Annotated in this window: 11 protein-coding genes and 1 pseudogene; 7 read left to right on the forward strand and 5 right to left on the reverse strand. The window is 48.4% G+C overall.

Annotated elements, in window-relative coordinates:
- Positions 1-135: 135 nt before the first annotated feature.
- Positions 136-1,512 carry an ankyrin repeat domain-containing protein gene (locus tag RMO84_RS06970; protein ID WP_310487746.1) on the reverse strand — a complete coding sequence of 459 codons (1,377 nt, stop codon included), beginning with the start codon at positions 1,510-1,512 and terminating at the stop codon, positions 136-138.
- Positions 1,513-1,887: 375 nt separating this feature from the next.
- Here RMO84_RS06970 and RMO84_RS06975 point away from each other — a divergent pair, with 375 nt between their 5' ends.
- On the forward strand, positions 1,888-2,355 hold the full coding sequence (locus RMO84_RS06975; protein ID WP_310487747.1) for a DUF4079 domain-containing protein: 468 nt from the start codon (positions 1,888-1,890) through the stop codon (positions 2,353-2,355).
- A gap of 99 nt (positions 2,356-2,454) precedes the next feature.
- Here the strand turns inward: RMO84_RS06975 and RMO84_RS06980 are convergent, their stop codons facing one another.
- Positions 2,455-2,904, reverse strand: a complete 450-nt coding sequence (locus RMO84_RS06980) for an RrF2 family transcriptional regulator (RefSeq protein ID WP_310487748.1) — start codon at positions 2,902-2,904, stop codon at positions 2,455-2,457.
- A gap of 2 nt (positions 2,905-2,906) precedes the next feature.
- Between RMO84_RS06980 and RMO84_RS06985 the strand changes: the two genes are divergently transcribed.
- The 3 genes from RMO84_RS06985 to trmB all read left to right on the forward strand — a co-directional run bounded on the left by RMO84_RS06985 (position 2,907) and on the right by trmB (position 4,585).
- The gene (locus RMO84_RS06985) at positions 2,907-3,029 is read left to right on the forward strand and encodes a hypothetical protein (RefSeq protein ID WP_310487749.1); all 123 of its coding nucleotides are present in this window, start codon (positions 2,907-2,909) and stop codon (positions 3,027-3,029) included.
- A 300-nt stretch (positions 3,030-3,329) separates the two neighbouring features.
- A complete protein-coding gene (locus RMO84_RS06990) occupies positions 3,330-3,719 on the forward strand; it encodes an AbrB family transcriptional regulator (protein WP_310487750.1) in 390 nt (129 codons plus the stop codon).
- A 233-nt stretch (positions 3,720-3,952) separates the two neighbouring features.
- Positions 3,953-4,585: a tRNA (guanosine(46)-N7)-methyltransferase TrmB gene (gene trmB / locus RMO84_RS06995; RefSeq protein WP_310487751.1), complete on the forward strand. Its 633-nt coding sequence runs from the start codon at positions 3,953-3,955 to the stop codon at positions 4,583-4,585.
- 111 nt (positions 4,586-4,696) lie between these two features.
- Here the strand turns inward: trmB and prmA are convergent, their stop codons facing one another.
- Both prmA and serA read right to left on the reverse strand, forming a co-directional pair.
- Complete coding sequence (gene prmA, locus RMO84_RS07000; RefSeq protein WP_310487752.1) at positions 4,697-5,593, reverse strand: 50S ribosomal protein L11 methyltransferase; 897 nt, start codon at positions 5,591-5,593, stop codon at positions 4,697-4,699.
- A gap of 333 nt (positions 5,594-5,926) precedes the next feature.
- Positions 5,927-7,510, reverse strand: a complete 1,584-nt coding sequence (gene serA / locus RMO84_RS07005; RefSeq protein ID WP_396135794.1) for a phosphoglycerate dehydrogenase — start codon at positions 7,508-7,510, stop codon at positions 5,927-5,929.
- A 202-nt stretch (positions 7,511-7,712) separates the two neighbouring features.
- Here serA and RMO84_RS07010 point away from each other — a divergent pair, with 202 nt between their 5' ends.
- The 3 genes from RMO84_RS07010 to RMO84_RS07020 all read left to right on the forward strand — a co-directional run bounded on the left by RMO84_RS07010 (position 7,713) and on the right by RMO84_RS07020 (position 9,714).
- Positions 7,713-8,231: a hypothetical protein gene (locus tag RMO84_RS07010; protein WP_310487754.1), complete on the forward strand. Its 519-nt coding sequence runs from the start codon at positions 7,713-7,715 to the stop codon at positions 8,229-8,231.
- 101 nt (positions 8,232-8,332) lie between these two features.
- Positions 8,333-9,112 (forward strand): photosystem II S4 domain protein, encoded by a 780-nt coding sequence (locus RMO84_RS07015; RefSeq protein WP_310487755.1) that lies wholly within the window; start codon positions 8,333-8,335, stop codon positions 9,110-9,112.
- Positions 9,113-9,261: 149 nt separating this feature from the next.
- Positions 9,262-9,714 carry a DUF3531 family protein gene (locus RMO84_RS07020; protein ID WP_310487756.1) on the forward strand — a complete coding sequence of 151 codons (453 nt, stop codon included), beginning with the start codon at positions 9,262-9,264 and terminating at the stop codon, positions 9,712-9,714.
- A gap of 189 nt (positions 9,715-9,903) precedes the next feature.
- On the opposite strand, the pseudogene RMO84_RS07025 reads toward RMO84_RS07020, so the two are convergent.
- Positions 9,904-10,185, reverse strand: a pseudogene (locus tag RMO84_RS07025) (prohibitin family protein); the annotation flags it as partial.

The raw sequence follows: 10,185 nt of genomic DNA on the forward strand, positions 1-10,185 counted from the left end.
AATCACGCGGAGGTTCCCTCCGCATGTGTTTGGGTCAAGACAGAGAGACAAGACAGACGGGAACCTCAGCGCGATTTCAGCCGCTCCCCGCTCCCCGCTCCAGCAAAATAGTAATTTTATTTACACCCAAAACTACTAGTGATGTTTGAGCAGCTCGATCGATCGTCTGTCACTATTGATTTCCGCCAATGCCAGCGCGGTTAAACCCCCATAATTTTTACAGGTGCGATCTGCTCCCGCCGCGAGTAATAAGGCGATAATCTCGTGATGCTGGCGATGGGTTGCCCACATCATGGCGGTGGCTCCGGTATCATCTCGATCGTCGAGATTGGCTCCAGCCTCAATTAGCGATCGCATTAACTCGACATTCCCTTCAATTGCCGCGACGATCGAGGGGGTTTGGCCCTCCTTAAAGGTTTGGTGGGGCGAAACACCTGCAGCCAGCAACAAGCTGGCAATTTCGGTAAAACCATTAAGGATCGCCACGCCCAAAGCTGTCGCTCCCTGCTGATGTGCCTGGAGATCGATACCGGACTTGAGGATCGCCGCTACGGTGGGTGTATGCTCGTGCAAGGTCGCCAAAACTAATGGTGTATCCCCCAGACTGGTAATCGTATCCGCGTTTGCGCCAGCACCGAGTAGTATCTCGACCAACTCGATATTGCCTTCGATCGCGGCTAAATGCAAGGCGGTTTCGCTCTCTTGGGAAGCGAGATTGGAATTAGCTCCAGCGGCGAGTAGCAGCTTGGCAATTTCGATTTGTCCCCCCGCCGTGGCGGCGATTAATGCCGTCCAGCCTTCGTGATTTTGGAGATCGATCTTCACTCGCGCCCGGATCAGTGGCGCGATGAGATCGAGATCGCCGCGTTCGGCAGCTAGAATCAGCAAACTATCGCCTTCAATATCCACCGCTTGCGGATCGGCTCCTGCAGTCAATAATAAATCGAGCATCGTGGCTGCTCCTGGTGCCGAAATCAGCAACAGCGGCGTTTTGCCATCGCTGCGGCGATAATTAATATCTGCACCAGCAACCAATAATTGGCGCACTAGCAGCTCGTCATGACACTCGATCGCAATATTAAGTGCGTTGTCCCCATCATTATCGATGGTGGTAACGTCCGCACCTGCGGCAATTAGCAGCTTCACAATCTCCCGCGCACCAGCTAGCGTCGCCCCCATTAGTGTGGTACTGCCGTCTTCATTAGTCGCATTCACATCTATCCCACGCGCCAACAACAGTCGATCGACAACGGCCACCCGATTGGCAGCAGCAGCAAACATCAGTGCTGTCGTCCCAAATTGCTGCCGAGGCAGATTGACTGCCGCGCCAGCCGCCAGCAGCAGCTCGACAATCCGCTCGAAACCTTTTTGGGCGGCAAACATCAAGGCGGTGGTACCGTGAGCATCAGTTGTATTGACATCGGCACCACGTTCTAATGCCGTAGTAACTTGCCGCTCGTTACCCGATTTAGCTGACTGAATCAGCGAGAGATTAATTTGAGGGGAGATCATGATATGTGACGAATGCGTAATTCTAATGCCGTAGTAACTTGCTGCTCGTTGCCCGATTTAGCCGACTGAATCAGTGAAAGATTAATTGAAGGAGGGATCGTGATATTTGACGAATGCGTAATCGCGCGATGAGGCGGTATAAGCTGATAACAACCACCCCGTAGCAAAACAATAGCAGTGAAGAACCCACCATTCAAGCGCAATTTTATGGCAGATTGGCGATCGATCTTCGATTAAGCCAGCAGTCGTTCGCGTAGCGTAGGCAAAGCCTAATCGCGACTAGGGCGATCTCTAGCCGCAATTCCCAACACCCACAAATTTTATGCTAGCTTTTATAAATATTCACAAAACTTTCGTGTCAATTTTGCCAATCTTATGGACTTTATTCCCGCCAATATTAAACCCTATCTCAATTTTATCCATCCGGTCTTGATGTGGATTTTATTGGCAACTACTCTATATGCAATGTATTTGGGCTTTCAAATTCGCAAAACGCGTGCAGCTACTGGGGATGAAAAGAAACAGCTCATTCAAGGTAAATTTAATGTCCGGCATTATCAGATCGGCTCGATCGTCTTAGCTGTGATGGTATTAGGATCGATCGGTGCGATGGCCGTAACTTATATTAATAATGGCAAGTTATTTCTCGGCCCTCACCTATTTGCCGGTTTGGGTATGACTGGTTTAATCGCAGTCTCTTCCTCCCTCTCGCCATTCATGCAAAAAGGGATGGATTGGGCGCGATACACTCACATCGGCATCAATCTGGTCATTGTCGGTTTATTTGGCTGGCAAGCTTTCTCAGGTGTTGAAATCCTCACGCGGATTATTAGCAAGATGTAGGATTGAGTTGGGAGTGGGGGAATCAAATGGACACTTTCTATATTTCCTATCCCCTATCCCCTACTCCCTAAAGCCTAAAACCTAAAGCCTAATCCCTATCTAAACAATATAATTACTCACTTCCCCCTGCGCAGCTTGCCAACTCCGCGCATCATAATAGAGATCCGCTAAAGATATACTCGCTAAAGCGGCTTGGAGCTTTTCATTAAGCCTGCGCCATACCATTAGCGTCACCCAATCGGCAGCTAGATTAGGATCGGCTGTTGAGCCAGCGGGCGTTTCGGCGACTAGCGATTCGCCTACTGCCACTAAAATATCACTCAAAGAAATTTGGGTGGGTTTTTTTGCGAGTTTATAGCCGCCATGCGCTCCCCGAATGGATTTGACTAGTCCCGCGCGGCGCAACTCAATTAATAATTTCTCTAGATACGGCATCGGCAAGTGCTGGCGCGCAGAGATCGCACTGACAGACGCGGGGCCGAATCCTGGTTGCAAACTGAGATCTAGCATCGCCCTGACGCTATAATCTCCGCGAGTAGTCAGTTTCATTTGTGTATTTAACGATTGCGGCGGCTGGCGATCGACCGTGCCTGGACGACTGTCGGTACCACCTGAGTGCGATCGCGGGTTGGATTATGTCAATCCTAGCAGAATCGATTCTGAATATTACATAATCCAACTATCGATTACTGAGAACTATTAATGTTTAACTAGCTAACCAATATCGATAACTTAATTTCCCTCTGCGCCGACTGTCAACCGATCTAAATCTTAAGACTCAGCGATGTTCGGATAAGTTTCGTCGCGATCTAAAAAAAATGGTATTTTAGATACAGATAGTTAACAAAATCACTCTAGTCAGTGTACTATGGTGACAAGAGCTAATAGCAACCTCCAATAAATAATTGCAGGTCTAGGTTAGCAAAACCGCAACGCCGGATAGCGTTAGACCCTCTAGTTTGAAATCTAAGTTGATGAGTAACAAGAAAAATATTGAGCCTTTAGTTGGCGAAGAACTGCTCCAAAAAGTCAAAGACCTCGGCAGCGCGAGCAAAGAAGATAAAGCACGTGAATGCGGCTACTTCACCGAAACTAAGAACGGCGTACAACGCGTTAACATGATGAAGTTTCTGAACGCGCTCATCGATGCTGAAGGCATTCAGCTAGACAGTAAAGCCGCTGGTGGCGGTCGTGGCGGTCGCTGTGCCAGCTACAAAATCACCGTTCAATCTAACAATAACTTATTAATTGGTGCTGCATACACCAAACAAATGGGCTTGAAGGAAGGCGATGTATTTAACATCACCCTCGGTCGCAAGCACATTCATCTCAAACAAGTTGATGGCACTGAAGATGATGAATAGATAGATTGTAGCTGTCGATATCCTCAGGGTATCGATCGCGCAATCTGGAGATGATGAGCTGGTGTGCAAACCAGATATCCATGCTGTTAGTTGAGTTATCATCTTCACCCATCCTCAATCTTTCCCGCTAGCTAGTAAATTTTAGATCGCAATCAATCGATCGAAAGATTTGCTAGCTTAATCTATTGTGGGGAGATCTTACCTTATTTATTGTCCATACTCGCTCTACTTTCATGCCTCGGATCAAAATTAGGCAGCATGTTAATCCGCTCAGTATTGTTTATCAGCAGCCACTAGTCCCGCCCGATTGGTCGGTAGTTTACCCCGATCTTTCCACACCGATTCATCTCGATATTGGCAGTGCTGGCGGACGATTTTTGCTCCAAATGGCCGCACGACATCCAAATTGGAACTACTTAGGGATTGAAATTCGCCAAGCACTAGTCATCCAAGCCAATCAGATCCGCGATGAGGCGAGGTTGACCAATCTGCACTATGTGTTTGGCAATATCAATATTTCTCTAGCCCCCCTGCTCGCATCCCTACCGACTGGCAAGCTCCAGCGGATTAGCATTCAGTATCCCGACCCCTGTTTTAAGACCAAACATGCCAAGCGGCGCGTCGTTCAACCCGCATTAGTTGCCGATATCGCTCGTTATCTACCCAGCGGTGGCGAGGTATTTTTACAATCCGATCTCGAATGGGTAGCACAGGAAATGTGCGATCGATTTAGCGAAAACCCTGCCTTTACCCGCACTCAATCCGATTGGCTCGAACCAAATCCCCTCGGCGTTCCCACCGAACGCGAAGTTTCGACGATCGGTCGGGGTTTGCCAGTACATCGGGCGGTGTGGATTAGGAGGTAGGGGATAGGGGATAGGGAATAGAGCTTGGAGTACAAGGCCACAAGTGGCCTGAAGTTGCACGATGGATGTTTATATCTAACCCCTAGTCCCTATCCCCTAGTCTCTATCCCCTCACTTATGCTTCAAATTAATGCAACTCCACTCCTGACGATTCCAAACCGTGCCGACTACCCAGCCATGTTGTTCGAGGACATTAGAAACATCTGCCACCTGACTGGAGAGAATGCCGCTCAGAATTGCCCAACCTTTGGGTTTGACGATCGCCGCCATAGAAGGTGCTAGCTGGATAATAATATCTGCCAAAATATTGCAGACAAAACCGTCTACCGGCTCGGGAATCATCGCTTGGAGTCGATCGATACTGCCGAGATCGACGATTAATTTGGCAGCGGGAATGTGATTGAGATCGCGATTTTCACCAGTAGCTTTGACAGCCAGCGGATCGTTATCGACAGCATAAACCTGTTGGGCACCCAGCAATAGTGCCGCTGTAGAGAGAATACCAGAGCCACAGCCAATATCGGCAATAGTTAAATTCGAGCCTGGTTGCAGGCGCATTTCTAGAGCTTCTAGACACAATTGAGTCGTCGCATGAGTGCCCGTCCCAAAAGCCACTCCCGGATCGAGCTGGAGAATCAGCCGATCGGGATCTGCCGGATTGACTTGAGTATCCAACCAAGCGGGATTAATTAATAATCGATCGCCGATCGGTTGGGGTTGCCAATGCTGCTTCCAACTACTCGACCAATCCTCTTCATCGATGAGATTGCACTTGGTGACGGGTAACTGACAGCCGATCGCACTGGCATCATCTTCCAACAATAACGAGAGATCGGATACTTCTAGTAGCTTAAATTGCCCTTGGGGTAGATAGGCACTAATGAGAATTTCCTGACCTTGTGTTTGAGTAGACATCCCTTTGCACCCAAATTCACTCAACCTCCAAAAGATCGTTTCTTCCAGAGCGGGGATGCACTCGATTTTGATTTCCCACCAGCTATTAGACATGATTCTAGGATCTCGACAGATAAATTAGGGCGTGGGGATTGGATGTTTAGTTGTCGGTCTGATGGTGAAACTTGAGAAAAATTCACACCCTGCTACCCGATCGAAGTCGATCTCGACATTGCTACCAATTAGTTAAATTTTAATCATAGATTGGCGATCGGGAACGCAGGATTTAGCTGGCTGGCGTTTGAATCTTGCTACCGACGATCGATAATATCTACAAAATGACCGACTGTGGCGAGTTCGATCGCGATATTTCACCACAGTAGCATAATGTGTTCGCGGGTCGGCAAGATCGATCGGCAGCTAAATTACGAACTAACCGACGCGCGACTAGGTGAGCGTCACGGTATAAGCATCGCTAATACCCGTTACCTGTTTGATTTCAGTCAAAATGCCATCGGGTAATGGATCGTCGAGACTGAGCACCATGACAGCGTCGCCGCGCACGATTTTGCGACCGACTTGCATACTGGCAATATTGACATTAAATTTGCCCAAGAGCGAACCAATGATGCCAATGATGCCCGGTACATCTTTGTGAACGGTAAATAACATATTTTGCGTCGGTACCACGTTGACAGGGAAATCATCGACACTCGTAATCCGCATTTCGGCATCGCCCAACAGCGCGCCAGTCACCGAATGTTGACCTAAAGCACCTTTGGCAATCAGTTTGAGAGTAGCAGCATAATCGCGTACCGAAGCATCGCGAGTTTCGGCAACGTGAATGCCGCGCTCTTTGGCTTCGATGCCCGCATTAACGTAGTTAACGCGTTCGCGTAGCGCGGGCGATAATAAACCTTTGAGGGCGGCGGTAATAATTGGTTTAGTTTGTTGTTCGGCCAGATCGCCATATAAGCCCACTTGCAGATCGTTAATCCGACCGCCAGCGAGCTGACTGACCATATTCCCCAGCGTTTCTGCCAATTGGAGATAGGGCTTGAGTTGCGCCAGCGCATCGGGATGTAAGCCTGGAATATTCACCGCAGAGCGAGCTGGTAGCCCCAACAGCACATCCCGAATCTGTTCGGCCACATCCAGGGCGACATTCACTTGCGCTTCGGCAGTAGAGGCACCTAAGTGCGGCGTAAGGACGATTTCTTTACCCAAGGAGCGCAGTTCGGATTCGCCGAGTGGTTCGGTGGCAAAGACATCGATCGCCGCACCCGCGATCGTCCCATTTCGCAAAGCTACAGCTAGAGCGGCTTCATCGATAATGCCACCGCGAGCGCAGTTGATAATTCGCGCCTGGGGCTTCATCTTGGCTAAGGTATCTGCATTAATTAGATTTGCCGTTTCTGGGGTCTTGGGAATATGGAGCGTGATATAGTCGGCTTCGCGGAAAATCGTATCCAAGTCCACCAGTCTACAGCCCAATTCTTCAGCGCGCTCGGTCGAAATAAATGGGTCGTATGCCAATAATTTCATTCCCATCGCTTTGGCTACAGTAGCCACGTGGGAACCAATTTTGCCCAAGCCAACGACGCCAAGCGTTTTCTTATATACTTCCGTGCCGACGAACTGCTTGCGGTTCCACTGACCGCTTTTCATCGATTGGTTGGCTTCAGGAATATAGCGAGACATCGACAGCATCATCGCGAGGGCGTGTTCGGCAGCCGCGATCGTATTACCTTCAGGAGAGTTGACGACCACGATCCCTTTACGAGTAGCGGCGGGGACATCGACATTATCTACCCCGACACCCGCGCGACCAATAATCTTGAGATTGGTTGCAGCCTCGATAATTTCGGCGGTGACGCGGGTTTCCGATCGAATCATAATCGCATCGTACTCGCCGATAATCCGTGCTAACTCTGCTGGCGGTAAGCCAATTTTAACGTCTACTTGAGCGACTTGGGAAAGGATATCAATCCCTGCTTGGTCGATGAGATCGGAAACAAGAACTTTTGACACGATCGGTTTGGTTGGATAAAGGTCAGTGCAATAGCACATTTTAACTGGATTAGCCCCCCAGCGGGGTTATCCTTTGTTCATTTTCACAATCTCGCAGCTAATCGATCGAAAAAATCCCTCCAGGAGTTTACAGCACTTAGCCCTCAGCCAGCGACAGCTATAATTACTTAAAGCCTAGATATCTTTTATAATTAAAAATGTGATGAATAATAATTACTTAGTCGCGGTCTTGTCCGATCGCATTCAAGCCGAATCAGCTTATACGCTGTTGGAAAAACAAGGTTTACCGCTCGATAAAATTACCATTCTCGGTCGCGGCTACAAAACTGCCGATGAATTTGGATTGATCGACCCCAATGAAGTCGCCCAAAAGCAAGCTAAATTAATGGCCAGTTGGTTGATTCCCTTTGGGTTTATCGGTGGTGCAGGCTTCAGCATCCTGACCGATTTACAAACATTTGCCTGGGCTGGATCGATCGGCAATCATATCATTGGCGGCTTGCTCGGTGCGATCGGTGGCACGATGGGTAGCGTCTTCATTGGCGGCGGTGGCGGGATTGCCTTCGGGAGTGGCGATGCGTTGCCATATCGCAATCGCATTAATGCCGGTAAGTATCTAATCGTCGTCGAAGGTTCTCAACTCCTGCTCCAACAATCAAGCACCATCCTCCGCAAATTCGATCTCGAAAACATCAAAACTTACACCGATATGTATCAATAAAAATGTAGCGATCCCGATTTAGAAAAATATCGAGATCGATCGCGGCTTCGATTAAGTAATTAACTATCAACTCTCAATTATCAATTCTCAATTAATTATCAATGTTGCCCAGAGAAGAATTACTAAAACGAGTCGAAAATCGGGAAATCGTCGCTAGAGCGATCGATCTCGCCGAACAAGCGATTAAAACTTGGGAAGTCGTCGAAACTGACTTTCTCTCCCCACCAGAAATCGCCGAAGTCAGAGGCGTATTCGATCGACTCAGCGATGTCGAAATTATTGCCACCGGCGGCTATCCCCAAGCCGAGCGACAACGATTGGGCATCTGTCGCAGCGAATTGCCATTTGAACCCAGTCAAGTCCCGTTAGCAGCCATCCAAATTGCTGGCAATTTCCTCTTCGATCCGCCGACGCACCGCGATTTTTTGGGGGCGATGTTGGGCTGTGGCATCGTCCGAGATAAAACAGGTGATATTATCGTCTTGGGTGAACAAGGCGCACAAGCGATCGTCGCACCAGAATTGGTCGAGTTTTTAGAAACCAATTTGAACCAAGTGCGATCGGTTCCCGTCAAAACTCGTCAGATCGACTTAAGCGAATTAAAGATTCGCGAACCCAAGAAAAAAGAAATGGTGACAACCGAAGCTTCGCTGCGGTTAGACGCGATCGCTTCTGCTGGATTCGGCATGTCTCGCAGTAAAATGGTCGATCTGATTTCCAGCGGCGACGTCCGCGTCAATTGGAAAGATGTCAGCCAATCCGCTCACGCTCTCAAAACCGGAGATCTCGTTGCAATTCGCGGCAAAGGCAGACTAGAAATCGGTGAAGTCACCATCACCAAAAAAGAAAGGTATCGGGTTAATTTAACTAGATTTATGTGATTACTAACGCGACTTGCTAGCATGATTAGCGGTTTTTAAAGATGGATGACGAGGAACACTCATCATCCATCATGCCGTGCTGAATTATAAGTAGCCAGAACGATCGAACCAATAGCTATTCACTATCCACTATCCACTATTCACTAATTATGCAAGTCCAGTTCCGCGAATTCAGTCAATTTGATGTTTGGTTTTGGTTGGAATTTAGCAACGTACCCTCAGAACAGGAGAAAAAATTAGTTGAAGAAGTATTCTCTTCGTGGTTTTTCTTAGGGAAATTGGGTGGCTTTAATGCTGAAAATAGCCAAGTTCAAGAAACCGGACTAGATCTGAGTTATATGGACTATGACAACGATGCCGCCGACAGCACTATGATGTCGCTGATGCACAACATGGGCGACTTTGAGTATGAAGGCAACTGGGCGCGGTGTTGGATGGATTTGGGCACGAGCGACGCGATCGCGATTGATATCTTGATCAATTCGCTCAACCAATTGAGCAAGGAGTACGTCGAAATTCTCCAGTTATATATCGGTGGCGAAAATGAGGATTGGGAGATCGATCCTAGTTACAAGGAATCATTATTTCAAGATATCAACTAGCTCCGTTGCCAAAATCCTCAAATGTGTCTTGTCGCAGTTATGTGGACGGGAAACCTGCCCACACTGCGCCGCAATTCGCGCATGGAATCGCGCTGTAGGCGAGTTTTCTCTGGTGGGTCTGTTGGGTTTCATTCTTCAACCCAACCTACAGATCTAATCAAAACGTTATCAATTGTCAACTATCAACTATTACTTCATCTTGCCAGAATCGATATTGATAAACGGTAATGCGCCATTCCCGCCCATTACTTGGGGAAACTTACCATCCCACTTATCGATCGCTTGTTTTTGCAATAATTCTGCCGTCAGCGTCTCGCGTAATAGGCGTTGAGCTTCCGCTTGACCCTTTGCCCTATTAACATTGGCTTCGGCCTCTTGCTCGGCTTCCTGGGCGACGTAGACTGCCCGTTGGGCGCGTTGCTCAGCGATTTGTTTTTCTTCGACTGCTTTGGAAAATTCTGGCGAAAAGTC

Origin of the sequence: Chamaesiphon sp. VAR_69_metabat_338 (assembly GCF_031423935.1) — a bacterium.
In the GTDB taxonomy this organism is placed as follows: Bacteria; Cyanobacteriota; Cyanobacteriia; order Cyanobacteriales; family Chamaesiphonaceae; genus Chamaesiphon.

Bases quoted from the DNA above. Each gene is read 5' to 3' on its own strand.
- prmA (WP_310487752.1), bottom strand. From the start codon at position 5,593: ATGTCTAATAGCTGGTGGGAAATCAAAATCGAGTGCATCCCCGCTCTG.
- RMO84_RS07010 (WP_310487754.1), top strand. From the start codon at position 7,713: ATGAATAATAATTACTTAGTCGCGGTCTTGTCCGATCGCATTCAAGCC.
- RMO84_RS06975 (WP_310487747.1), top strand. From the start codon at position 1,888: ATGGACTTTATTCCCGCCAATATTAAACCCTATCTCAATTTTATCCAT.
- RMO84_RS06970 (WP_310487746.1), bottom strand. From the start codon at position 1,512: ATGATCTCCCCTCAAATTAATCTCTCGCTGATTCAGTCAGCTAAATCG.
- RMO84_RS07020 (WP_310487756.1), top strand. From the start codon at position 9,262: ATGCAAGTCCAGTTCCGCGAATTCAGTCAATTTGATGTTTGGTTTTGG.
- RMO84_RS06990 (WP_310487750.1), top strand. From the start codon at position 3,330: ATGAGTAACAAGAAAAATATTGAGCCTTTAGTTGGCGAAGAACTGCTC.
- RMO84_RS06980 (WP_310487748.1), bottom strand. From the start codon at position 2,904: ATGAAACTGACTACTCGCGGAGATTATAGCGTCAGGGCGATGCTAGAT.
- RMO84_RS07015 (WP_310487755.1), top strand. From the start codon at position 8,333: ATGTTGCCCAGAGAAGAATTACTAAAACGAGTCGAAAATCGGGAAATC.
- trmB (WP_310487751.1), top strand. From the start codon at position 3,953: ATGCCTCGGATCAAAATTAGGCAGCATGTTAATCCGCTCAGTATTGTT.